This is a genomic window from Ferrigenium straubiae (assembly GCF_051257895.1).
GTDB classification, from domain to species: domain Bacteria; phylum Pseudomonadota; class Gammaproteobacteria; order Burkholderiales; family Gallionellaceae; genus Gallionella; species Gallionella straubiae.
In genome coordinates this window covers 408,156-433,417 of record NZ_CP194331.1, presented here as the reverse complement: position 1 = coordinate 433,417, position 25,262 = coordinate 408,156, and the positions used below count along the sequence as shown (strand labels likewise).

The window sequence follows — 25,262 nt, the reverse complement described above, 5'->3', positions numbered from 1 at the left end:
CAGGACTCTCATCGTCCATAACGGAAAGCTGCTTCCTGAACTACTCCCTAACATCAAGGAGCGAACTTCACGTTTCGTGAAGCTTAAATGTTCCGCTCGGAACGGTTATATCCCAGATGGTGAATATTTCTTGATGTAGGCATGCTTGTAGTCTTCGTCGTTACAGAAGCACCTCTGGCTCTTCGAGGTAGTCACGCTCCCATTCTTGCCGGTGAACGGCTTCATGAGGTTGAGCCTGGTAAAGCCGGACAATTTCAACTCTCCTGCCGCATGCGCGACAAGTATTGCAGCCTGCAATATCCCGGCCATGGCCGACTGAAATGGCATGGGAACCTCGGCGCGGGCAACGTCCTTGGAGCCGGTGGCCAGTTCCATGACGGCTCCGCTGCACACCCCTTTCGTGTACAGCGCGCGCAGCGGCCCTTCTTCGAATGGCAGCAGTTTCTCTATCTGGATGCCCTTGCGCTTCGCAAGCGATTCAAGAAAGCCACGGTCCAATGGTGTGTTTCCTTCCAGTCGCACTCGTATGTCCAGAAGGGTTGGCTGGTCCGACGGCAACTCAAGCGCCTCAGCAATCAGCAGGTCTTCGCTCTTCACTTGTCCAGTCGGCATATAGAGGCAGGCAAGGCAGGCGTGATTAATGAAGTCGTGGTGCGACACACCAGCATCACAGTCCCCAGTCCAGCCGTTGACGATCCATTTCGGCAGGGAAGCCTGCAGTTCGACCCGATCTATCGGCGAGTCTAGGGCCAAAACCACTCGCTCGAAAACCCAGTCCTTGGCCGGCAGGCTGCTAACGAAATCCTCCCACCGCCCCTTCACTTGTCTGACTTTCAGCCCTTTGTGCGCCGAAAGAAATCCTGCAGCAAGATTGACCTTCGATGCACCATCGTCCTTCCTCTCGGCCAGGATGTACCGCTGGATGTTGAGCAGGTCTATGTCATCATGATCTACGAGCGTGATGCTTCCTTTGGCATTCAAATATCGAGATAAGGCCCAGATGAACCCATGCCCGATCGCTCCGGCGCCGACAAGGTAGATGTCGCCCAGCGCAACCTTCTGGAATTTCTTGCTTTTGAGAGTCTTCCTCGCCCGGGTGTCTAGGTCGAGCACGGAGAATTTCAATTCACCGTCCAACTCCGCGTCTGTGAAGATTCGACGGAAGATATTCGCCGCCGCAAGACACGCGGAAACGCCTGCGCCAAACGGATTCTTTGATTTGCAGCTGGCCATAGGCTTCTTGCGCGAGAACTTCGCTATCCATCCGTCTGACCCGATGAAATACCGGTTTACTCCATCCATTCCACCCGGAATAGTCTCACCCACCACCACCACGTCCCTGACATCCTTATTGCTGGCAGTAATGGATATCTTTGGGTTGATGCGCTTGGCCAAGCTGACGAAGTTAGACCTTGCGGATTTTGCCTTGTCGTCCAGTGGAATGATGGACATGCACGGGTAAAACCTCGCAAGCAGCCGAATGGAGAGTTCAATGGCGGCAATCCCTTCATGGGTCAGCGCCTTTGCGTCATATGCCACCGCGACCCGGTGCGCATCTATCTTGTCCAAAAAGGACTGCTGGTCGAAGTGGTTGAGGATGTGGAAAGCAGCATGCACCGCCCGATCGAAGTAATCAGCACGCGCCATAATATCCGCCCTCCCCGGCGATATGAAACAGGCTCCTTGGCGCATCCAGCCACTCTCCGGCACTGTTGATGCGATAAATCGCCGTTTCATTGAATGAGAAAGGCCGCTTGGCGAAATCCGGAACCACCAGCGAAAAACATCCTATCTTTGTAGCCACAGCAAATTCGTCATCCATCTCCGAGTGGTAGGCGGCGCCCGGGTGGCTGTGCACTTGAGCAATGAACTGCAATTGCCTCTTGTGGAGTTCCATATTCAGCCTGGCAAGCTCTACTCCCTCGACAATGACGCAAACCCCATCCCTCGATGAAACGCCCTTTTGCTGTGGAATTACAAGGTCAGTTACGCGGAAAGTCGGCCCCTCTGGGCGCCCCGCCCATAAGACCATGCCCTCGCGCCCCATGCCTCCGGCTGCACGCATGAATTCTTGGCCATCTTCGATTACCTGGCGCGGCACCATAACCGCCTGAATGTGAAGAAATCCGGTCATGCTATTTTAGAGACAAGAATTGGTTGAATTTGCAATTGCATTTGCACTTGCGCTATCGCAGAGCCGTAACTCTGGAGTATGGTAAGCAGATGCACCAGCATGTTTTTCTTGCGGTGCAGAAACCACGAATCACCAGTATGAGCCGATGTTTCATGGTATTCGCGCACGCCAGGCAGGCACAGGAATGGTTTGTTCAGGTTAAATGCCTGCAGAAAGGTCGACATATCCAATTGCTGCGCCGCCGTGGCGTCCCCCTGCGTCGGCGTGATTTTGTTGACCTTCGGGAATTTCCAGCAAGTATTGAAGTCGAGCGGCAACTCATTCAATGGATCGACAAACTTTACGGACGGCGGGCGCACGTCGTAATCCGTGAAATCAATATGCACCCCACACAGGACACCATGCAGTAATGGCGCCTTTCCGGTTGTGACTAGGGCGACAAAGACCAGCGGGTATTCCGCACGCAGTATCCATACCCCCTGCTCGTGGAATGGTTTGTGCGCGCGGGCGGTCGCCACTTCCCGCTCGAATTTGAGCCTCGACACTGCCGGATCGGCAATCATCCCGCCGCGCCAGCCTTCTTGTTGAGGTACAGGAGCCCATGCTGTTTCGCGGCATCTTCCGCCTTCATGTTCGAGTCAACTGGGACCATTTCTCCGCCCTTCTGGACGAAATATCCCCACTGGTCTGGCTGGCTTGCTTCGCCGGCTTTCTTGAGCACCTTTTCTATAAGGCTGCCCAGCGTCTGGTGAGGATTTGCCTCCAGCGTTATTTCGGTGCCGGAAACTACGATTTTCAAGCTGATGTCCTTGTCTTTGTCCTTGCTCATATTTTCCTCATTGTAGAATTTGCATTCAAGCCCAGTGTTAATGCTCTCGGTGTGCGTCATCTAGCCGATGCATAGTAGTAACCATACTCAACTAATGGAGTAACGGCAACAATATCTTCTTGAATGCTTTCTAATAAGGAGGAAGCAGGTGTTCATATGCTTTCGCTCGCCGAATCTTGTTTCTGACGTAAGTCGAAAGCAAGGCATTCTCGATACGTGCTTATCAGATGTGGCTGAGAGAGCGATACGCCTTTGGCTCGCAACAACTTATCAACCTTCCGCTTTGTCGGCTGACTCCCTTCCGCATAAACCTTGCTCACGACTTCCTCGACCAGCATACATTGCTGCCTGTAACGGTCATCGGATTGCTTCTTTGCGATCGTTCGATGCTGCTCCGACAGCAATTTGCACAAATCAGGAAACCAGTAACGCAGGCAAGCGCGGCCAACGCCAAGCTCCTTCGCGATGAGTGAAACAGACTGTCCAGCACCACTATTCAGATGCTCCTGAAGGATTTTCTTTACAGCAACGCGACGTGCCGGTGCAAGCCTTGGCGGGGCAGCACGCTCCTTTAACTTTCCAGCGGGTATTCTCAAGTCGCCTATCTGTGCTGGTTGGCCTGATGCATGGAAAATCTCCACCGGCTGCGTCTTCGTTCCATAACAAACAGTCAGGAACTGCGTAATGCTCGGCCTTTGCCCCTTGTTCAGCCAGCCGCTCACCCCGAAATCATTGATACCGATTGCTCGGCAGAACGCAGTCCGATTACCCCCGGCGTGCAACATCACTTGCTCACGCACGAACTCCTGAAACCGTTCCCGTGTTGGCACTATGGCCGGCATCGATTGACAGGCCACCATATCGCCGACAGCCTCCGACACCCAAGTCTTGAAATCCGGATGTATCGACGGAGCACGAGCTCCTCCGAGTGGCCTCCGGCAGTGGGCGCAGAGTGAAAGATCAGGGTAGGATGGAATGCATGGCTGCATTTTTCCGCAAGAGCGGCAACGATACTCCAGTGGCACCAGATGGATTGCACATACCTGATAGGTCTCCAGCGACCAGGTCAAAGGGAAGGCTACTGCCCCCTCCTCCTGTCGCTGCTCGAGACAGACAGGGCACCAACGCGGATGTCTTGCCAAGAGTCCTTGGCCGTTATGGGGTAAAAGATCTCGCCATGGCAGAAAGGTAAGGCGACTCAAGTCCTGCTGCCCTGTGAGCTTCTCCATTGCTGGCACAATCATCTTTGCGTATTGGCCGAGCCCGTTGATTGTTCTAGCCTCTCGCTGGAAAAATGCTGCTGACGGCAGCTGCACGATGGCTTCATCCGCCAGCGGGAATATCTCCCTGATCAGCAATCTCGGATTTACGGCATGGGCATTACTGATCCGCACCAAAAAAGAAAGCAGGCTTTCCTGGTGCGGTGTACCGACGCCGAAGGGTTGAAGCGAAAACAACATACTTCTTTCCGGCATAACAATTTCCGAAGAGAAATCCATTTCCACAACATCGGTATGGTGGTTCATAGCCGCGCATCCCCTACCGGATCGCGTTTCGGATTCCGCTGTCCAGGCCGCCGCGATTTTGCAGCGAGTGGTTTATCGCCGCGATCCAACAGCACGCCGTTGTTGATCAGGTCCAGTAGCCGATCATCCCCAACGTCAGCCAGCTTCGCCTCGCCAAGACAAGCCTCCTCGATAATGGTGAGCAACCCTCGATTCGTCAGCGCAAAACGGTCCGCGAGTTTTGCGTCGATCAATGGCGCCTTCTCGTCGAGCGCATGCTCCAGGCAGCGAGCCAGCCAATCCTTGAGAATCCCGTTGCAACCAGCCGACTTTCGGTAGAAATACTCGGCATTCTCAACTAGGCGAGTCGGAACATATTTCGATAGTTCCGTTTCCAGAAATCCAAGAACTTTCCTGAAATTCAAACGATCCTCGCTGCTGCGCGCGTCATAGCGTGGAAAGTGGACAACCTGGCTACGCCGAGTAAGCTGCCCACTCTGCTCCAGAATATCCAACAGACGATATGTCCCAGTCAGAAGAATTGTAACCCCCGTCTGGATGGTGAAAGACTTCAAGCACTCAAACTGACATTCGAGGCGCTGCCGGTTGTTAACCAACAGCATATGGTGAGCCTCGTCGATAATGAGATACTTGGTTTGCCGCCGGCGGCAATATTCCTCCACGGCCCGCCGAAGAGCGTCGGCAACGGAATGCTCCAATGCACGCTCACCGAGCGCGTGATCTGGCAGGAGCGACGTTTGCCTGGGAAGAAGGAGTTTCCGATCTACAAGCGGTTCGTGTTGCCCAGTCAGCAGCCGGATATAAAAATCCTTCCAACTAAAACCGGAGCCGTTGGGAGGCACCGCGCTGATTGTCACCACCGGCACAAAATCTTTTTCGGCCACCATCTGCTTTTCATAATGCTGAAATAACCGATTACACGTGGCCTTCACAAGCGTACTCTTACCGACTCCAGTCGGGCCGGTGAAGATGATTACGCGGGGTGATGCCTCGGCACTAAGTGCAGCCATGAGTTCACGATAAGTAGCCGATGCGTTTGGATGATTGAAGATGTAATTAGTAAACGCCGATAAATTTTCTTTGTTGGAACCTGGTAATTTATTCAATGTGTTCATTTCAGTTCTCCAAATTGTTCATAGATGACAGGACCGGACCATAGGTCATGTGTATTTGGACGCTGGTCGCCAAGCGCGGGGATTGGTTGCACAGACGTTGGAGCTTCGTTGACCTGCCGCTCCGCGTCGCGCCGTTGTTGCAATAGGACGGTTTCGGATTCGCGTGCTTTGCTGACATAAGCTGCGATATCTCCGGCATTGATAGCTCGCCGGATATCAGCCAAGTGGTGCAAGGCACGAATCTCTTGGGAGATCGTTGCAATCTCGCGCTCCGTGCGCCGCTCGAAAAGGGCTTGATGTTCTGATCTGCACAGCACCCATTCCCCCTCGGTAAGCGCGTAGGCTCGTGAGACATCAAATGGGTCGTAGACGACGTGTACCTTGGTGCGAATGGCTGTTGGCTCCCGAAAAACCGGATGCCAGTAGAAAATGCCCTTGATCTTGATGCCACGCCCCGTCCGCACTACTGCCTTGCCAGCAATAGTCGTTGGCATGCACAGCCGGTTAAAGTCCTCGGTATAAGGAATCAAGATGTGATCGCGACAGCCTGTCAAAGCCAACCCTCTAGCCATCGCATCCTTTGGAGACATGCCCAGAGCAGGATGTTTGAGGCAAGCATAAACAGTGTCGATGAACCCCTCAAAGGCATCGGTCAATGCTGGCAAAGTCCAGACTGCAAGAGTACGAGGATCGTGGCTCGGCGACATACTCCTGGGCCTCTGCAAGGCTTGACTGTTACCTCGAAGGTTGTGGATGAAGGATTGATTGTTCACCCCGAAGAAGCGTTCGATGACGGAACCGAATCTGCCCTTGGCTGCTGGCCGTGATTTTTTGTGAGTTTCCAATCTTGCGAGGAGCGCCTCGAAGTACATACTCTCGAAATCGCTCCCTTGGTCTACCACGATAGTTTTCGGAATTCGCCCATGCCGCCGTACAGAATTTCTGATCACTGCCATGCAACTCCGGTAGCTTGGTGGATCAAACGTGAGAAAGAATGCCAAGACCAGCCGAGTGTGGGCATCTAAAAGAATAGTCAGCCATGGCCGTCCAAGATTGGCTCCGGTACGACTGTCTACCAGTTCAACGTCAAGTTCGGTGTGGTCGATATGGCCGATCTCGAAGGGACGTTCACCGTGACGCGGAGTGGCCTGATCCACGTGCCATTGAAATTCCGTGATTCCGTAGACTGCGCGACGCCCCTGCCGGGCCAGCACAACCGATTCTTCCTTGCGCCGTTTGATCTCGGCCCGGAATGTTTTTTCAGATGGTGACGGCAACCCGCGCTCCGCGCACAGATTCTGCACCTTGCCATAGCAGATCGAAACCTTGGGCTGGAAAGCGGCAAGCACGTCCGTATCGATAACGTCGTTCATTACCACGACGACTTCAGAACTAACTTTTCTGGAGCGGTTGCCTCGAGCGCTAATTCTGGGTACAAGGCCAGCAAATCGATTGCCAAAGGTAATCTCGCCCTCTCCTGCGCGCTTGCGCCAATAGCGCAGGGTTCTCGCCGACACGAAAGTAGCTCCTTCTCCTGCAGCATCAAGATGGCGGGCACGCTGAATGGCACTTTCTAGGTCAACCGGCGCTGCCCGTTTCATGATCTTGGCCGCAAGTTCATGGCGGCGGTCTTCTCCCACCGGCAGACCGGCGATTGCCCCACTTACAACAAGACTTTGAAAAACTTCAAGGCGGAGATTTGAAATGCTCCTATTTTCATCCTCCAGAAAAACATCGTTTGCACCCACGTTCAAAATCCGCCAAGGGCTTCCGTCCCAAACGATAGCGGTTCCAGAAGCCATCTGAATCGTATGCAACGGAACGATGGCTTGCTTGCTGCAACCCTGTTTCTGATGCCGATAAATCTGCGCGCTGAGGCTGTCTACACAAACGTTTGTAAAACCCGGTTCGGAGAGAAGTTCATGTTCCAAATCAACGATCAGAAAGCCGTAGGCAATCAAACTGAAAACGGTATCGGCTGAAACTCCCGGTTGCCCCAGCAAGTCCTGCAAGAGCAACCAGCGTTCGCCGACAAAATATTTAGCGATGGCGCAATAAGTTTCTTGGGATGGTTGCGGACACTTGGCTTGAAGGTAATCGGACAGGAATTCCAGATTCCGAACGAGCATCCAGTTGGTTTCTCGCGTCGAACGTACCTTGAACCCGAGCCCAAACTGGGCGGCAAATTCCTCGCCGGGCGGACAGCGCCATCCACCATTTCCATCTGGGATGAAGCGTTGGTTGCCACTTTCGCAAGATGCCTTGAGCTGTTCCTCTGGCTTGCATTCCACCCACCCCATCCAGTTTTCCTGAATGAGAAAATAGTCCGGCGTTGAAAGATGAGTAATGCGCCTACCGCCCGCACTTTGGTAGGCAAGCTTGATCACACTCGGCTGATCGTAGAACTCATACGTGCAAGGGTCGTGTTCCCAGAAATATACCGCTGGCAACTCTCCCTTGTGGCTCTCAGCCTGAATAACGCAGCCCATCTTTCGACTGGCGAAACGGGTTGCAACATTATGTGTTCCACCACCGACACGTCTTGATGGCTCGGATGCCCGAATTGATTCCACGGCTTTACGGCCAATGAGGGAGATGTTCTGCTGTATATACAGGCGTAACAGTTCGTTTGCTAAAAGCATTTGTTGTCTCCTTTTCTTTTGCTACTCCTGGGCAATTGCATTCGCATAAGGCGAACGCTGCCAGGCGGCTCGAGGCCGCCAAGTAATAAAGTTGCATTGAAAATACCCGTGAGGGCGTAAGGAGGCCGGCGGCTGTCCTAAACACTCTTGACAACCGCCGCTAGGGCGCGGAAAATTCAACCATCAGGCTTGTATCTGATGTTGAGTTTTCGTGAAAGGCTTGGGGCCGGAATCCCAAGCTTTTTGCGTCTCTGACCTCTCAAATTACATTGATTTGCGTCAGGTCATTTTTCTCTCCTCTCTGAATTAACTGTTGGGAAGTCGATTCAAAATATATCGACTTAGCAGTTCTCACTTCTTTGTTCACCTATACTTCCTTCACCAGCACGAGCAAATTGCTCATTAATCCATTTATCCAATTGTTCAGGATGCCAACGACGAAGGCGGCCGAACTTAATGTATGGCGGAACCTTGCCTTGGATGATCAGCTCCTCCAGCATGCGTAAGCTAATTCCTAGACGATTTGCAAATTCCTGGGCGCTTACCAAATTTCCCATCAGTTAATTTCCTTGTTATCGAGCCATGCAAATTCATGCACTGTCATGCGTAGAATGGCAATTCATGGAATGATGCAGCCAAGTTGTAACGAATCTAATCACAAAAATATAATATGCACAATATACAATACGCTTTAATAACAACATGTTATGTAACTTTGGTTAGCAAATAGCATTGCATAACTAGATGAATAGAAGTTGAGAGCGATGGCGGGATGTGGATAAACAGACCAACTTATTAGTAGGCTCACTTAAAAAGTGTGTGCACTCGAGATAATGGCCATTCAAGCTGATGAAATGCGGCAGAAGATGATGCCACTACGAAACTGGGACAAACCGTTTTCCATGTTCTATGACGAGACGAACAACATTCGTCGTCTAACATTATCGGAAGTCGGCTTGAACTCACCGGAGAACAGGAATTTTATTCTCGCTGGAATTGTTCTGCACCCCGGCCAGCACCTCGAGAACATTGATACGCTGCGAGCGACATTACGGATCCAGGCTAACGCGCCTGAGATCAAGTTTAAGCATGTAGCTCACGGCGATTATGAGGCAATTCTGGCATCCCGAGGACTGAACTCGTTCCTTGCCTGGCTCTTGGACGAAGGCATCTTGATTCATTACTCCCAGTTAAATGTTCTTTACTGGGCGCTGATAGACATCGTCGAGTCCCTCATGCCGGGCAACGCCTTCGGTATCAATGAATATCATACCCATCTGAAGTCAGAACTTTACGACGTGGTATCGCGCAGTCCGGCCGAGTTCATGTCCCTACTGCACTCGTATACCTATCCCAACGTGGATCGCAGTAAGATCAGCGCGTTTCTCGGGGCTGTTTCTGATTTTTTGGTTCGCCACTCACCTGAAAACCGAAACGACGGTACTATACTTCTTAAGCATACATTGCGTCAGGCGATCGGGCTGAATGAATTAGTGTTTCTGCACGACAATGAGCCAGGAGAGCTCATCCGAGACTTCAGCATGCATTTTCTACGCAGCGTGTATGTATTCAAGAGCGCCTCACACACGTTCGACCATGAAACGAACATCGAGAAAATATTACAGTCAGTTGAGGTACTTGATGGCCAACGACGTGTAGCCTATAGATTTGTCGATTCCAAGGACAATGTGTGCGTGCAGTTATCCGATATAGTGGCCGGACTTATGGGTAAGCACTTCAACTATGTTCAAGACAATTCGCTTGCGACGCTAAAAGCCCGTAAGAGCGATTTCACTGCATTACAACGGCATAACCTTGCCATGCTTAGAGAGCTGATTGACCGTTCCGATGCGGTAAGCGATGGCTTCTGTCATACCATTGCCCCTTTGGACTGTATATTCAAAAACAATGCATTCCTGCATGACCAGGATGCTCCCAGATTCATCCCCTGAGCAGCGTTAAAATTGATCTGCGTTGCCGCTATTTCCTATTATCTTCAAATAATAACTTCAGCTTTTTGGCCTCCGGTACATATAGTTGATATTCAGGCGGCAGTTGCTTTTCCTCGTCAATCGCCAAACGCAGGTCCTGGATAATATAAGCTGCTAGACATCGCCTTACACTTAGCTGACGTGCGCTGGCACCCGGAAAATATTCAGCAGCAATCATTTCCTGCTGTGCCGGCGAAAGTCTAGGATGAGCAAGTACATAAAACTTTATGATCTCGTTCCATGCCTCGTCATCGCGCCTAGTATTTGTGGAGACAATATCTACTCTCTCGCAGGAGACAATTCGACCTAGCGTGAAATCGCGGAATTCCTCTCTCTTGGAACACCATGCACGGACGTGCCATCGCCTAGGCGCTCTGATAATCGCATGTGGGAATATTAAACGCTCTGATCCATTCGGATCGCTCATTGAGCGATAGGCAATGCTAACGCCATTATTATTTTTAATGGCCTGCATCATTGCAATGAAGATATTGGGAGGCGAGATGGATAAATCTAGCCTGGCATCCTCGACAAAATTACCACTCGATGAATGGGTACCAATAATGCGCAGATAATCGTCCAACGTGTGACGAACAAGTTTTCGTGAATTGCTTGCCGCAAGCCGCAACGGCGAATGGGAAGTATCCCGAGTAGCTCGCTTACCCATATGATTTGACAATTCAGCAAGCAAGCGACTAGCCCAGACTGGCTTTACACCAAGCAATTCACGAATACGTTGGTTGTCGATCTCCCCTTCCCAGCTGAGGATACATTCCAAATCGGAGATTCTGTCTGAAAGAGTTATGGCCATATAAGAATTATCCACCAGAATAATTTATATTGCAAGTTAAGTTATATTGGAGTATAAATTACCTCGAAGGATGACCATGAATCTATTCGATCGCATTCCAATAGGGCTTTTCAGTGCACTCACGGGGAAGAATAACCGGCGTGCATGGAATCTGATTGTCCGTCTTTATGACCAGTATTTCGGCCCCGATGCAGTTCCAGACTACGCTGAGGGCTATTTGCATGAAAAGGTCATAAAAGAAATCGAACGATTCTTGTTAGATGCAGGCTGGGAAAACGAGTCGGAAGAAGCTTCTCCACTTGCAACCCCCCTAGTCATCCAAGCCAACCAGCTGCTTAACCGTTTGGTTGAGACTGGTTGGTTAATCGAAGAAAGTGTTGGCCTGAAAAATTTTGTCAGCATGCGACCATCGGTTGCGCACCTGTTCGACCTACTTCGCCAATTTACCAATGAAGGTCCCCAACTTCTGGGGGGAAATATCCTGCTCATTTACAACCAGCTTAAAGGAGCAATACAGGACCCTAAAGCCCAGGCCAGCGGTTTTGCAAGCGCTGCCCACCTTTCCGCGCAGCTCATTAACTCTCTTAGCGCCACCACCCTTCGGGCTCGTGATCTCATGAAAGAATTAATCCAGGAAGATACCACTCCAAATTTCGTGCGCCGATTTTTCAGCGAGCATATTGGCGAGTTGTATGTCCGCGACTTCAAGCAGCTTCGCACGGAGAATCACCCCTTGCGCCTGCGCTATGAAATTATAGAAATGGTAAGTGAGCTAACCACTAATGAAGGCTCACGAATGGCCCTATTGTCAGGTTATGCGGAGCTACCTGGAGCTATTTCTGGCGAGGAGGAGGAAAGCCTTGAGCGGGACGTGCGACGATTCAGAAAGTTGCTAGATGTAGAGAAATTCCTGGAGCGCATGGATCAGGTTGTCGACAGCGCAACGCAACGGGCGATTGCCTACATGGGTTATCGCTTAAAAGCCTCCGAACGCATTGAGGAAGTCATTGCGGATACGATCAATGCAGTAATCAAGGCAGAGGAACGGGAAATTCCGCTACATGGCAAATTGCTTAGCCCTGATCCATTGTTTAGCGAGGAGCGGCTGAGAATGCCTGCCTCCCCACCGCCCAAGCCCGTGCGGACTGCACTAAAGAAACGAGAGATGACGGTACATGAAAAAGCCAAGCGTCTATTGCGCAAAGCCATGCTCCAACATCGACAGACAAGCCCTGCGGCCATGAAGCGATATATAGAAACACATATCAAGCCGGGAGAAACCATTACTGCCGAGAACCTCCCAATTAAGACAGTCGAGGATGCAGTTGCATATCTCGTCCTTCTCCGGTTTGCAAGCGCTATAACCAAGCGCCCCTCATCGGTATCGAAGAATCCATTGATGCACAATCTTGGCTTTGATGCAGAACTGACTAACGAACCCCGCGTTGATGGCGTTTATTTCAATACCCCGCATTTTAAGATCACAAGGAGGATCAAAGATGCCAAGTAATTGGAGCTCAATTGCAGATCGCACGAATGGGATTTATATCCCAGACAATTTCAAGCAGGCTATGTATCAATTGGTGTCTCACCAGTGCCTATATTCAAGGCAGCATAACCATGCCACGTCCTACAGGATCATCTCGGAATACCGAGATGATTTTGAAGAGGCAGTTTCCCTCATGGGATTGAGACTCAGGTTTAACGACAGATTAGAGTATTGCTACGTTGTTCCTGAAACCGTCAAGGACACTCCGCTCGATACCCAAGAAACCTATTTCCTATTGGTGTTGCGCCAGCTCTACCATATGAAAGGAAGCGTTGGAGATCTTACCAATGAAGGCGATGCTGTTATCAGTATCGATGAGCTGATTTCGACTTACAGATCAATGACCGGAAAAGAGCTGGAAGCCAAAGGGAATATTATTCGAGGACTAGTAAGGGCAGCATCAAAAAAGGGGCTCGCCAAAATGCAAGACACACCGGATGGCGATCCGCAGCCATTCGCCATAACCATCCTCCCTGCCATCGCGGATATTTTAAGTGAGCATGCCATCAATCGCTTTGGTGCCCAACTTAAATCAGAGTTGATACAGCAGATACCTGCTACTGATGGAGAGTCCGAACACGAGGAGGCAACAGATGAAAACGCTTAGTTCACTTCATTTAGTGCAGTATTCATTCTGGGAATATGAAACTTTCAATCTGAGAGCTGGCGGAACAGCCTTCCTAGGCCCCAATGGAGCCGGCAAAACTTCAGTAGTCGACGCCATACAGGTTGCTCTTGTTGGCGGTCATGGTAACCACATGCACTTTAACACCCAGTCAGTGCACAAAGATCACCGCTCAGTCAGGGACTATGCCCTTGGCATGATGCGTTCTGGAACCGGCGACCGAGGAGTAATCTCGAGAAAGCGTGACGAGGCGTTATCGTACATTACGATGGTATTTGAAGGAGATAACCCTGAGGATTGCGTGAGTGCCGGTATATGCATTCATTCGTTGGTTACTGAGAGTTCTCACAGAACACTTGGCCTCTACATTCTACCGGGAGTAAAACTCAAACTAGATGACCACCTAGGCGCACTGGGGGATGAGGACAAAGCTCCTCTTGATTGGCAGACCTTCGATGCATTGGTACGAAGACTTTCCAAACAGGCAGGCCGGACGCCAACAATTACGACAAAACCGGAAACATATCTTGATGAGCTATTGCACGCTTTACAGCATAAGGGGCGGACAATTGATCGTGCCAAGTTCCTGCGCGCACTAGCGCAAAGCCTAAAGCTTAAAGATATCACTAGCGTAAATGACTATCTGCGCGGCTACCTTGTGGATGCACAACCTATCGACAAACAAGGGACATTAAAGCACATCAGGACTGTTCGGGAACTGGTTAGGCAAATCGAGGAAATAAAGAAGCAAATCGTTCAGTTAAACGACATTGATACCAAGTTTAACTTAGTTGCAAATCTCTACCGCACACGCTCAATTGCTGATGCAGTCAGGCTGCAACTACAAATGGAGAATGAGGACAACAAAGTTGCATATCTAAACCAGTCCATATATGAATTGGAGTCAGAAATTGGTGAACTGGATACCTCACTAGAGGCTATGGCGGGCACAGAAAAAGCTCATGAGGCCATTTCTCAAGAACTCTTCCTTGAGTACAACGCCAATCCTGCATCCAAAGCGCCAGAAGAGACTCGCAAACTCCGCACGGCATATCAGGCCACTCTTGATGAGAAAAACAAAGCTGTCGCGCGCTTAATTCTAGATGTTCGCGATGCATTGGGGGCCGTGGCAGAATTACTCAAGCAGTGCGAAAAAGAAGAGGCAGATATCATAAGGAAGCTCTCCCGAGCATGGGATGATCAGGCTGCGGCTGGTAAATATCCTTCTTTACTGGAGCTCAAAGAGGTATTAGGTATCTTGGCATCATCTAAAGAGACGATCCTAGACGCACATAAAAAGAATAGCGAGTCTCATCAAGAAGCTGAAAGCAAGCTGAAGGCCGCCATCGAAAAGGTTAAGGCAGCTGATCAGGGCATGCGTATTTTGGACGAGGATGTCGCAATTGCAATGGCTTTATTCAGCGAAAACGGCATTGAAAGCCGGACGGTAGCTAGCTTGGTTAAGGTAAAGGACATCAGATGGCAGCCCGCTATTGAATCCTTCCTAGGCAAAAACCGCTCCGCCATAGTAGTAAAACCCGGCTTGGAAAATGATGCCGTGCGTTTATTGCGAAAGCTCAACATACCACTATATGACGTAACCGTCGTGCAGCCCGCACACTTAAAGAACGATATGGGACGGGAAGTTGATTTACAGTCTGTCGCAGCATTACTAAATAGTGAGGATCCGGTTGCACTGACATATTTACGCAGAATACTTGGGCGTATGCGACAAGTTCAAACCGAGGACGAGCTAAGAGACCATGACCGGGCATTAACAGTTGACGGAATGCTTAGTGCAAATGGAGGGACTCGTCGCATCAAGCTGATTTCGCCAGAACGATGGGCGCTTGGAGTCCAAGTATCTAACGCTGACAAAGAATTGCTCAGAGAGGGAGTAATAGTCGCCAACACAGATGTGGAAAAAACCAAGAAGCTGTTTGATCTAAGCAAAGATGCTGATGAGAAGCTTCGTCGCGCCCTGAAGAACATAACCCTCGAGCAGTACAACTTGGCCCTGTCTGAATTTGATTCCGCCAAAGCCAAGTTAAGCACTACAGAGGAAATAGACGACGCCGCATTACCGGATTATCTCTTAAAGCTTAAGGAACGCGTAGCGGCGGCGAAGCAGGCAGCAGAAGATGCCAAATCAGAAAGGATGACTGCCTTTGAGAGGAGTGTTAAAAAGAAGCAGGAATTAGACATAAAAAAAGAAGCACTGGAGCATGCCAGTACTGCACTCAAGAGAATTCAAAATCTCCACCTCAATGCCTGCAATGATATTGATTATGACAGTGAGCGTGCAGTCATGATGTATGAACGTGCATTAAGTCTTGCTGAAACGGATAGGCCAGAAGTAGCTTTACAGTATCTTGTGAATGAGCAAGATACTGCAAACAAGCGCTTGATAAGTGCAGAATCGAGTGCGCGCTCTGAATTTACCTCTTACATAAATGAAATGTCGATCAATCTAGTTGATGAGCGAAGTGACTGGCGCAAAGCCTCGACGTGGGTCAAAAGCCACGTACAAAAGCTCACGAGTTCAACGCTTGCCGATTATCAGAACGAAGCAGAAACCGCAAGGGATGCGGCTAACCAGTCGTTCAGGGCAGATGTAGCTTATCGGATGCGTGAAGCCATCAAACGTGTGGAGCATGACATAAACGACCTGAATAAGGTACTAGAAGACTGCCCAGAATTTACAGGTGGCGAGAAATACAAGTTCGTAGCTAAGCCCGCCCTTGCATACAAGGGGCTTTATGACCTAATCCTTAGTAGCGCCTTTGTGGATACCGGCACAGCTCCCCTATTCGAGGCAGCAGACGATGTGCAACGAACCTTATTGAACTTCCTGGATGCTTGCGAAACCGGTGAGGGCAAGGCAAATAATCCGCTAGAGGATTACAGACTCTTGTTCAATTTTGATCTGGAAATATGGGTCGGAGGGAAGCCAGCAGACACATTGAGCAAACGGCTAGGCGTTGGCTCCAATGGGGAGCATTTGGTTCCGTTCTATGTTATTGCAGGGGCATCATTGGCCAATGCCTACCGGCTTAAATCCAACGAACCATATGATGGTGCTCCATTAATGCTCATCGATGAGGCCTTCCATGGATTTGATGCGCTGAATACTTTTGTGACCGCGAAATTCTTGCAATCTCTGGGATTGCAGTTATTAATGGCAGCACCTGATGCCGATGTTGGAAAGCTAACTCCAATACTGGACTCCTACTACGATTTAGATCGGTATGGAGCAGATGTATTCTTTGAAGAGACAGTGATTAAGGAGAAGGCAAAAAAACTGATGGAAAGCGATATGCCGGAACGAAACCCTGCTCTGGTTGAAAAAATGGTTGAGCAGCTTAGCTTGCAATGATGAGTACGGTCGCGCGACTGGCACTAGAAAAACTGCTTCGAAGCGCAGAGAACGCTTCAGCCAAAGAGCAGACTGGGCGGTCTATCACCATAAAATTATCGGACAAATCATTTCCGCGTTACCTAGCACTGGAAACCCATGCGACGAGGTTGGCATGCCATGGTGAACTTGAGCTTGCTGAGCGCGATGGGGTAATCAAGATAGACTGGGAGCGCCAAGCCGGTGAGAAGCGGCAAATAGAACGCCTCACCTTGCTCGATCCTGCCAAATTGGCAAAATTTTTAGGAGTGGTTCCTCGTTGGGATGCCGTGTCTGATGCCCAAAGCAAGCTATCGGAATATTTTGACCAATTTCCGCTACTACGGGAAGTAATCGACTTGTGGCGCCGAGGCATGAAGCCACGCGGCACATCAACGGCAGATATAAATGACTGGATCGATTCCATACGAGTAGTTAAGTATTGCATGGAAAGTAATAGCCTAGATGTTCCAGTCAGGCGACTTAGTACGATGCTGACATTCGATAGCAAGCGTGTTGAAGGCCTCTGGTATTTGATCGATGCCCTACTACAGGGAGACCTGCGCGCTCCACAACGTAGTCCAGAAGAAGTATTTGGCGAAATCGGACTCATCAAATTCCCCCCGACCCTTCTTATTGCTGGAAGCATAAGGGTACTGAGCGAGTTTTGTGGTGAACATGCCGAAATCGAGATTGTTCGCCCATACTTAGGAATGTCCCCGGAGGCCATAAGCGGATTTGCCATATCAGAAAATTGTATTGTTCTCCTGACAGTGGAGAATCTGACCACGTTTCACGAAATGGCGGCAATTACAGAATCTAGGAAAAATAAAATATTGCTTTACACTGGAGGTATGCCAAGCCCATCGTGGAAGCGAATCTACAAGCTACTGTTGAAATCGCTACCCCCCAAGGCTTCTGTTTTCCACTGGGGTGATATCGATGCCGGAGGGTTCCGAATTGCCAGCCATCTCGCCCAGTGCTGCTTAGAGGAAGGGAAAACTCTACAGCTTCACAAAATGCAGTTGACTTGTGAAAAGTTGCAGGGTGACGAAGCCATCCGTCGAGAACTAACCGAGCATGAGGTGATCTCTATTGAGAAAATTTGCGAAAAATGGGGATGGATACTTGAGAACCAGTGGGCATCTCAAAATAAAGTGGCAATCGAACAGGAGTCATTGCCTGTGGAATGGCCCGACTCCAACTGTATTCCGATGGACAAGTCATCCACTCACACTCACGTCCTTGAGGGTACTGAATGAACAACACTTTTCCGCCGGACCATCCACTTAGTCATCTCGTCCGCTCAGATACTCCTGAAAATATCTATTATGCAGACCTATTCCTGATCAACAATCACAATTGGATGATTCAGGGGTATGGAAAAACCACTGCTGCACGAATTGCCTCCAACAAAAAGTTGGAGGCAATGTATGCAACTGATTCTGTTGCGATCATTAGAAGTGGCGATACTCTTTTTGGAAGATACGATCCTGGAGCCTTGAGCACCAAAAATCCTAAACTCCATGAACTACACAAGCTTGATGCCATCGCCTACTGTCTAAGTGAAGAAGAGACCATTAAAGTATTTAAATCGCGCGGTGGTGGGCGTGAAATCATCGATGTAGGTCCTGATATATTAGCGGCCATCTGTGCCACTTATCCATATCCTGCCTATTATGCTCAACAATTTTTCGTAGAGCATGAGTTATCATATTTTGCTGACCCGCTCCGAATGACAAAGCGCTTTATCGAGCTTACTCAAGGAGTCTCTGGCACCAAATTCTTAATCATCCCACATATGCCAACAATCGAAGAAAAAGCTACGCTGTATAGCAGCTTCAATTTCGAGTAATGATGGCCTGCTCTTCAGAAAGGCGAACATTTATGGGCGGCTGTTGTTTGTTTAAAAGTTCGCTGATTGAACATTGATGAAACTACATATCCTGAGCGATTTACACCTTGAATTTTCGACGTTCGAGCCACCAGCAACGGATGCAGACATAATCATCTTGGCTGGCGACGTCGGCAAGGACAGCAATGGTTTTGATTGGGCGTGTGAGGCATTCCCAAACAAGGAAATTGTGTACGTGCCAGGCAACCATGAATTTTATGGCTACCGCCGCCCTGAGACTCTGGCTGGAATGCGGATTGCGGCACAAAAAAACGGCGTGCATTTTCTCGATGAAGATGAGCTGGTAATCGGCAATGTGCGCTTCCTGGGCTGCACCTTGTGGACAGATTTTCTGTTGTTCGGCGAGGCGAAGAAAAGCACGGCGATGAGTGACGGGCAGTTATGCTTGAATGATTTCCGTGTAATTCGGGAGGGCGAAAAAACACTCTTCACCCCTGCACGATCCATTGAGCTTCACAAGCAGTCGCTGGCGTGGCTTAAGACCAAGCTGGATGAACCTTTCGATGGTAAAACGGTTGTGGTGACGCATCACCTGCCAAGCAGGCAATCGGTGGTGGATCGTTTCAAGGATGCCCTGTTGTCCGCCTGCTTCGCGTCCGAGTTGGATTACCTGTTTGGCAAGATGAATCTATGGGTACATGGCCACACCCATGACAACCTGGACTATGAAGTGAACGGCACTCGCGTAATCTGCAATCCGCGTGGATATGTGACTTACAACTGCCAAGAAAACTTTGATTTCAAGCCCGGATTAATAATCGAAATATGAGCAAGGCGGTGATGGGGCGAATTTTCGCGGCGACGTTAATCTGAACTGATTCGCGTCTTGTTCGTACGTTGGCAAGGTTTTGTTACCAAAATGGGACGTTCGGCAAAGTTATACTTCTGGGGCGACATGCCTGAAATCCCAAAGACGCTGTAAAAACTCATTTGGAGGCAAGATTACGATTCCAAGGGCGGTAAATGTTATGGTTCGCGGGACACGCGCACCTTATCTAAAAGCGGCCGTTCCGCTATCATCGTCCACGCGGCATTCGGCTTTGCCGCAGGCTTTCCACGCATCATCCAGGCTTCATCAAATTGGAGGTCTAACCGGATCATGTTTTCTCTGCACGGCATCTTCGAGGGGAGGCCAGACCACCCCATGTTCGACGTTCAGGAAGCGAGGAAGCTGCTCGCTGGCCTGCCCAAGGACGACGACTTCAAGGCTCTGGACGAAGTCACCTCCTGGCTCGCCTCGGTCAAGGACACTCCCGACTTCCGCACCGAAATCCGCACCGAAATCGTCATGCTGCTGGACGAGACTGGGCAACCGCGGTACGCCGAGCTGCTGCGCCAGTACCTCGCCACACCGCATCTGCAGGACTTCCAGGGTCTGCACCAGTGGCAGGGAATCCACGGTTTCGTGAAGGCTCTCGCCGAAGCCTACGCCGTGTGCCTTTCCGGCTACGAGCAGGCGGAGAAGAAGCCCTGGGACATGAGGGAAAATCTGCCGGTTGTCTGCATCCGGCTGCTGCGCGCCGTCGCCGAGCAGATGAAGCTGGAACTGATGCGCTACGTGGATATCGAGCAGCCGGTCTGGGACCGGTTGTGCAGTGGCTACCGCTTCGCCGAGGCCAACCAGGTTGCCGAAACAATGACCCGCGCCTATGCCGGGCAGACCATCCACACCAGCCCGCAGCGCGAGCTACTGCGCGCGCTGATGCTCCATGTATCCTCCCCCGACACGCTCGCGCCGGACCAGATCGAGGTCAGCTACCGCATCGCCGGGCGCCTCGTGAGCTCCTTCGATTTAAAGCCGGAGCCCGACCCCGACTGCATGCATTTCATCGACCTCGCCAGACCCGGCGCTCCCGGCCATGTCGACGACAAGCTCCGGGCGACGCCGGACATGCGCTTCTTCGGGGCGCTCAGGGCGGTTCCCAAGCTGGAGGGCATCATCGAGCAGAACGAGCACGGCCTGATCCAGCAGGAGATGCGCTTCGGCAGCGAGTTCACGCCGCAGGGCAAGCTCACCGTGCTCAAGCACCTGCAACTCTACTGGGGTAAGGACCACCCGCACCGGCACCAGGAACGCAAGGGCATCAGTGCCGTCATCGGGGTGGTGCACGACTTCAGGGCGGTCAGCCAGCTCGTCACGCGCATCGACATCGACCGCATGGCCAACCTTTCCGAAAAGGATGCTGCCGCGCTGAAGGAGCGCTCGAACATCGGCCTCGCCGAGGTCGAGGACATCCAGTACAGCGCCGAATCCTGGACCGTCTCGGACATCAGCGTCGACGGGATCGGCGGCATCCTGCCGAAGAACGCCGGCGCGTGGGTGAAGATCGGCGCGCTCTGCGGCCTCAAGTCGCAAAACGGCCCGCTATGGTGGGTCGGCATGATCCGGCGCTTTCACACCGACGCCAAGGGGGTCGTGCATGTAGGGATCGAAATCCTCGCCAAGAAACCCCTGGCCGTGTGGCTGCGCGCGCTCGGCAAGGGCGTCGAAAGGGTCTCCAACTGGGAGAGCAGCTCCGGCTCATTCGAGTACGACTACCTGCCCGTCATCCTGCTGCCCGACGCCAACAACTCCTACGCGCACGCCACCATGCTCATGGCATCCGGCAGCTACGCGCCGGACCACATCTTCGAAATGATGATGGGAGAGAAGAGCCGCGACATCAAACTCACCGGCCTGCTGGCCGAGGGCGAGGACTACGAGCGGGTGAGCTTCGAGTGGCTCAATCCTGCGCGCGCGTCGTGATTGGATACCAGACACTCGCCCTCTCCCCTACCCCTCTCCCACAAGTGTGAGAGGGAAGCAGGCATCCCCTCTCCCGCGTGCGAGATAACCATCGACTTGCCCGCTTTGCGGGCTTAGTCGAATGGCTAGTTGTTCCATCAGAGGGTGGCCGCAGCCCTACTTCGATTGCCCGAACCTGTAGTAACGCCGGTCGAGATACGCGCCGAGGTGCTGCTGCTCCTGCGGGGTGAGCGTCTTGCCGAGGATGCCGGAGCACTGGGTCATCTGTTTGACCAGCTCCTCCGGTTTGGTCGCCATACGGTCGGGACGCGTGAAGATCGCGCTGCCATCCCCGCCCACCTTGTCGATGTGGCAACCGCTGCACTTATACTCGTCGAACAGCCTCGCCCCGGCCTCGGGGTCTCCACCCGAAAAATCCACAACGAAGCTCGCCTGCGGCGCGGACGACACTATCGGCGGACACACGTCGCTGTCCGCAAAGGAAGAGGCCTGCGCGCCGGCCGCGCCGCACAGCAGCAATAAGGTGGCAACGACTTTTTTCATACTAGTTTTTCACCCTTATGTGTTTCAGCGACTCCACGATCTCCTGCCCTTCCAGGCTCAGGGCAAAATCGACGAAGGCCCTGGCGTCGCCGTTCGCATCTTTCCCCGTGACAACGTTGTAGTTCTGGTAGAAATCGTACTTCGAGGGGAAGGTTTTGCCGTCCGGCAGGTTCCCGTCTATCGTCAGCACCTTCACGTTGGCGCTTTCGTAGCCGTAAATCTGCAGCCCCATGGCTCCTTCGTTTGCCTCGACCAGCTTGTTGGTTCCCTCCACGGGGTCGCCCGGCTTCTCGGGCGCCAGCCGCTTGATGTCCTTGCCGAATGGGGCTGTCCTCTTGGCAAAAATCGTGGTCGTGCAGGGTTGCAGGAGGACATTTTTTATTTCGAGGTCGCTGCCGCCGACCTCTTTCCAGTTCTTGATCTTGCCGGCGAGGATATCCTTGAGCTGCTGCAGCTTCAGGTCATTGACGGGGTTGCTCCGGTTGACCACCACTACCGTCGGCGCCCTCGCAATGACGGTATTGCGGGTCCCCACAGGAAGATACTCAAGCACCACCTCATGGGTGCTCACCCCGATATCGACTTCCCCATGGCTGGCCTTGTAAATGCCCGAGCCGCAGGATGATCCCTGAACTTCCACGCTCTTCCCGGTCTTCCTGGCAAATGCCGCTCCGAGTTTTTTAGCCAAAGGCACCGTGCAGGGGTCACCCATGATGGTAACGGCCTCTGCGGCCATCACGCCCTGCGCGGGCACGACCGACAAAAACAGCGTCGCAGCAAATATAAACTTTTTCATAATCATCCCTGTTTAAAAAACTTATCCCGATCCCAGCCGACACAAAAAGGCATGGCCAGAAATCGCGGAAGGAAAGACAGGCATGAGGGAACGCGCACGCGGAATTCCGGAAGGAATTGGCGCAATGGAAAGCTCCGCTGGCCACTAATGCGTAGTGGGCGGAAAACGGCGGGAGCTCGCACCTCGATGATCTGCAGACCTGCGCACTGGCAGCGCTTTGATACGGTACATTCCGCCGCGGCAGAATCGGGTCAGCTTCACGCTGGCCGTCAGACCCGTCGCCTCCCACAGGAAGACAAAAACGGCGTTACGGCGAACCAACCGGAAACCACTGCGACAGCGGGGCGAAGTCTAGCAGACAGGGAGGAGATTTTGTCGGGAATATGAGGAGATCAGGAGTTCGACCGCGCGCTCAAACTTGAGCACATTGCCCAGCATCAGCACACCGTATTCGGTAAAGGCATATGGCAGGTATTTCCTGTGCTGACCGGCAGGAACAGGAAAACAAAGGGGCGCGATGAATCGCGCCCCTTTGATTGGGAAGAGTCCGGCTTCCCCCGCAAGGAGGAAGCCGTGCCCTGTGCCACTACCTGGCTTTTCTGGCAATCGCCTCGGCCACCGCTTCGCCCAGGCCTGCAGGCGATTTTGACACCACCACGCCGGCCGCTTCGAGTGCGGCGATCTTGTCCGATGCCAAGCCCTTGCCACCGGCGATGATCGCACCGGCATGGCCCATGCGCTTGCCCTTGGGCGCGGTCTGTCCGGCGATATAGCCGGCTACCGGCTTGGTGACGTGCGCCTTGATGTATTCCGCCGCCGCTTCTTCGCGGTTGCCGCCGATCTCGCCGACCATGATGATCGCCTCGGTCGCGGGGTCGTTCTGGAACATCTCCAGGCAATCGATGAAATCCAGCCCCTTGATCGGGTCGCCGCCGATGCCGATGCAGGTGGACTGGCCGAGGCCGAGGCGGGTGGTCTGGAACACGGCTTCGTAGGTGAGCGTGCCGGAGCGCGACACCACGCCGACCTTGCCCTTCTTGTGGATGAAGCCCGGCATGATGCCGATCTTGCACTCGCCCGGGGTAATCACGCCGGGGCAGTTCGGGCCGATCAGGATCGCGTCATTGGCCTTGAGCGCCGCCTTGGCATTCAGCATGTCCAGTACGGGAATGCCCTCGGTGATGCAGACGATGACCTTCACGCCCGCATCGGCCGCTTCCATGATGCCGTCGGCGGCGAAGCCGGGCGGCACATAGATCATCGTGGCATCCGCCCCGGTCTCGCGCACCGCGTCGCGCATGGTGTTGAAGATCGGCAGGCCGAGGTGCGTCTGGCCGCCCTTGCCCGGCGTCACGCCGCCGACCATTTGGGTGCCATAGGCGATCGCCTGTTCGGAGTGGAAAGTACCGTGCTTGCCGGTGAAGCCCTGGCACAGGACCTTGGTATTTTTGTTTACGAGAACGCTCATGATGTCTTTTCCTGTATCACTGGACCGCCGCGACGGCACGCTTGGCCGCATCGGTCATGTCGGTTGCGGAGATCACGCCGACGCCGCTCTCGGCCAGCATCTTCTGCCCGAGCTCGACGTTGGTGCCTTCGAGGCGCACGATCACCGGCACCTTGACGCCGACGTCCTTGACCGCGGCGATGATGCCCTCGGCGATGATGTCGCAGCGCATGATGCCGCCGAAGATGTTGACCAGTACCGCCTTGACGTTGCTGTCGGAGAGGATGATCTTGAACGCCTTGGCCACTACTTCCGCCGTGGCGCCGCCGCCGACGTCGAGGAAGTTGGCGGGCTGGCCGCCGTGCAGCTTGACGAGGTCCATGGTCGCCATCGCGAGGCCTGCGCCGTTCACCATGCAGCCGATGTTGCCGGACAGCGCGATGTAGCTGATCTCGCATTCCTTCGCGGCGACTTCCTTCGGATCGATCTGGCTGTTGTCGTTCATCGCGGCGAGGTCCTTGTGGCGGAACACCGCGTTGTCGTCCACGCCGATCTTGCAGTCGAGCGCCACGAGGCTGCCCGTCTCGGTCACGATCAGCGGGTTGATCTCGGCCATCGCGAGGTCGTTCTCGATGAACAGCTTGTAGAGACCCTTGGCGAGTTTGCCGAATTCGCCGATCTGCGTGCCTTCCAGACCGAGGCCGAAGGCCAGCGCGCGGCACTGGAAGTCCTGCAGGCCGAGCAGCGGGTCGCAGAATTCCTTGAGGATTTTTTCCGGGGAGTGTTCGGCGACTTCCTCGATCTCCATGCCGCCCTCGCTCGACGCGACCAGCGCAACGCGCTCGGTCTCGCGATCAACCGTCAGGCTGATGTAGAGCTCGCGCTTGATCGGCAGCGTCTCCTCGATCAGCAGGCGCGACACCATCTGCCCTTCGGGTGCGTTCTGGTAGGTCACCAGCACTTTACCGAGCAGTGCGTTCACCGCTTCCTTCGCAGCCTCGGGCGAGCGCACCAGCTTCACGCCGCCGGCCTTGCCGCGCCCGCCGGCGTGGATCTGCGCCTTCACCACCCAGGCGCTGCCGCCCAGTTCCGCCATCGCGCCGTCCGCCTGCCCAGCGCTGTCTATCGCCACGCCGCGCGGGGTGGCAATGCCGTATTTGCGCAGCACCTGCTTGGCCTGATATTCATGCAAGTTCATG

The 25,262-nt window shown here is 52.7% G+C and carries 21 protein-coding genes; 8 read left to right on the top strand and 13 right to left on the bottom strand.

Annotated features, from left to right (window positions below; all coding sequences use genetic code 11):
• Positions 1-105 precede the first annotated feature (105 nt).
• From ACRRNM_RS02035 to ACRRNM_RS02000, 8 genes are all read right to left on the bottom strand, one after another.
• The gene (locus ACRRNM_RS02035; protein WP_435626587.1) at positions 106-1,647 is read right to left on the bottom strand and encodes an E2 ligase fold family C protein; all 1,542 of its coding nucleotides are present in this window, start codon (positions 1,645-1,647) and stop codon (positions 106-108) included.
• A complete protein-coding gene (locus tag ACRRNM_RS02030) occupies positions 1,634-2,134 on the bottom strand; it encodes a Mov34/MPN/PAD-1 family protein (RefSeq protein ID WP_435626586.1) in 501 nt (166 codons plus the stop codon). Before ACRRNM_RS02030 ends, ACRRNM_RS02035 begins: the two co-directional genes overlap by 14 nt.
• Positions 2,131-2,697, bottom strand: a complete 567-nt coding sequence (locus ACRRNM_RS02025) for a putative metal-binding protein (protein ID WP_435626585.1) — start codon at positions 2,695-2,697, stop codon at positions 2,131-2,133. Before ACRRNM_RS02025 ends, ACRRNM_RS02030 begins: the two co-directional genes overlap by 4 nt.
• The gene (locus ACRRNM_RS02020; protein ID WP_435626584.1) at positions 2,694-3,023 is read right to left on the bottom strand and encodes a DUF2604 domain-containing protein; all 330 of its coding nucleotides are present in this window, start codon (positions 3,021-3,023) and stop codon (positions 2,694-2,696) included. The genes ACRRNM_RS02025 and ACRRNM_RS02020 overlap by 4 nt, the downstream gene beginning before the upstream one ends.
• A 92-nt stretch (positions 3,024-3,115) precedes the next feature.
• The gene (locus ACRRNM_RS02015; protein WP_435626583.1) at positions 3,116-4,489 is read right to left on the bottom strand and encodes a TniQ family protein; all 1,374 of its coding nucleotides are present in this window, start codon (positions 4,487-4,489) and stop codon (positions 3,116-3,118) included.
• A complete protein-coding gene (locus ACRRNM_RS02010; protein WP_435626582.1) occupies positions 4,486-5,604 on the bottom strand; it encodes an AAA family ATPase in 1,119 nt (372 codons plus the stop codon). Before ACRRNM_RS02010 ends, ACRRNM_RS02015 begins: the two co-directional genes overlap by 4 nt.
• Positions 5,601-8,246, bottom strand: coding sequence for a Mu transposase C-terminal domain-containing protein (locus ACRRNM_RS02005; RefSeq protein ID WP_435626581.1), 2,646 nt, complete (start codon positions 8,244-8,246; stop codon positions 5,601-5,603). Before ACRRNM_RS02005 ends, ACRRNM_RS02010 begins: the two co-directional genes overlap by 4 nt.
• Positions 8,247-8,587: 341 nt before the next feature.
• A complete protein-coding gene (locus ACRRNM_RS02000; protein WP_435626580.1) occupies positions 8,588-8,803 on the bottom strand; it encodes a helix-turn-helix transcriptional regulator in 216 nt (71 codons plus the stop codon).
• Positions 8,804-9,079: 276 nt separating this feature from the next.
• Between ACRRNM_RS02000 and ACRRNM_RS01995 the strand changes: the two genes are divergently transcribed.
• Positions 9,080-10,198, top strand: a complete 1,119-nt coding sequence (locus ACRRNM_RS01995; protein ID WP_435626579.1) for a DUF3800 domain-containing protein — start codon at positions 9,080-9,082, stop codon at positions 10,196-10,198.
• Positions 10,199-10,226: 28 nt separating this feature from the next.
• Here the strand turns inward: ACRRNM_RS01995 and ACRRNM_RS01990 are convergent, their stop codons facing one another.
• On the bottom strand, positions 10,227-11,048 hold the full coding sequence (locus tag ACRRNM_RS01990) for a WYL domain-containing protein (protein WP_435626578.1): 822 nt from the start codon (positions 11,046-11,048) through the stop codon (positions 10,227-10,229).
• A gap of 76 nt (positions 11,049-11,124) precedes the next feature.
• On the opposite strand from ACRRNM_RS01990, the gene ACRRNM_RS01985 reads away from it, so the two are divergent.
• The 7 genes from ACRRNM_RS01985 to ACRRNM_RS01955 all read left to right on the top strand — a co-directional run bounded on the left by ACRRNM_RS01985 (position 11,125) and on the right by ACRRNM_RS01955 (position 21,277).
• Entirely contained in the window at positions 11,125-12,558 is a 1,434-nt protein-coding gene (locus tag ACRRNM_RS01985) for a Wadjet anti-phage system protein JetA family protein (protein WP_435626577.1), read from the top strand.
• On the top strand, positions 12,548-13,204 hold the full coding sequence (locus ACRRNM_RS01980) for a DUF4194 domain-containing protein (RefSeq protein WP_435626576.1): 657 nt from the start codon (positions 12,548-12,550) through the stop codon (positions 13,202-13,204). Before ACRRNM_RS01985 ends, ACRRNM_RS01980 begins: the two co-directional genes overlap by 11 nt.
• Complete coding sequence (locus tag ACRRNM_RS01975) at positions 13,191-16,598, top strand: SbcC/MukB-like Walker B domain-containing protein (protein WP_435626575.1); 3,408 nt, start codon at positions 13,191-13,193, stop codon at positions 16,596-16,598. Before ACRRNM_RS01980 ends, ACRRNM_RS01975 begins: the two co-directional genes overlap by 14 nt.
• Positions 16,595-17,878, top strand: coding sequence for a Wadjet anti-phage system protein JetD domain-containing protein (locus ACRRNM_RS01970; protein ID WP_435626574.1), 1,284 nt, complete (start codon positions 16,595-16,597; stop codon positions 17,876-17,878). Before ACRRNM_RS01975 ends, ACRRNM_RS01970 begins: the two co-directional genes overlap by 4 nt.
• A complete protein-coding gene (locus tag ACRRNM_RS01965; RefSeq protein ID WP_435626573.1) occupies positions 17,875-18,471 on the top strand; it encodes a hypothetical protein in 597 nt (198 codons plus the stop codon). The genes ACRRNM_RS01970 and ACRRNM_RS01965 overlap by 4 nt, the downstream gene beginning before the upstream one ends.
• A gap of 76 nt (positions 18,472-18,547) precedes the next feature.
• On the top strand, positions 18,548-19,300 hold the full coding sequence (locus ACRRNM_RS01960; protein ID WP_435626572.1) for a metallophosphoesterase: 753 nt from the start codon (positions 18,548-18,550) through the stop codon (positions 19,298-19,300).
• Positions 19,301-19,630: 330 nt separating this feature from the next.
• Complete coding sequence (locus ACRRNM_RS01955) at positions 19,631-21,277, top strand: hypothetical protein (protein WP_435626571.1); 1,647 nt, start codon at positions 19,631-19,633, stop codon at positions 21,275-21,277.
• Positions 21,278-21,433: 156 nt separating this feature from the next.
• Here ACRRNM_RS01955 and ACRRNM_RS01950 read toward each other — a convergent pair whose 3' ends face one another.
• The 4 genes from ACRRNM_RS01950 to sucC form a co-directional block, all read right to left on the bottom strand.
• Positions 21,434-21,820: a c-type cytochrome gene (locus ACRRNM_RS01950; RefSeq protein ID WP_435626570.1), complete on the bottom strand. Its 387-nt coding sequence runs from the start codon at positions 21,818-21,820 to the stop codon at positions 21,434-21,436.
• 1 nt (position 21,821) lies between these two features.
• Complete coding sequence (locus ACRRNM_RS01945; protein WP_435626569.1) at positions 21,822-22,616, bottom strand: substrate-binding domain-containing protein; 795 nt, start codon at positions 22,614-22,616, stop codon at positions 21,822-21,824.
• 586 nt (positions 22,617-23,202) lie between these two features.
• Positions 23,203-24,084, bottom strand: a complete 882-nt coding sequence (sucD, locus tag ACRRNM_RS01940; protein ID WP_435626568.1) for a succinate--CoA ligase subunit alpha — start codon at positions 24,082-24,084, stop codon at positions 23,203-23,205.
• A 16-nt stretch (positions 24,085-24,100) separates the two neighbouring features.
• The gene (gene sucC, locus ACRRNM_RS01935) at positions 24,101-25,261 is read right to left on the bottom strand and encodes an ADP-forming succinate--CoA ligase subunit beta (RefSeq protein WP_435626567.1); all 1,161 of its coding nucleotides are present in this window, start codon (positions 25,259-25,261) and stop codon (positions 24,101-24,103) included.
• Between the last annotated feature and the right edge of the window lies 1 nt (position 25,262).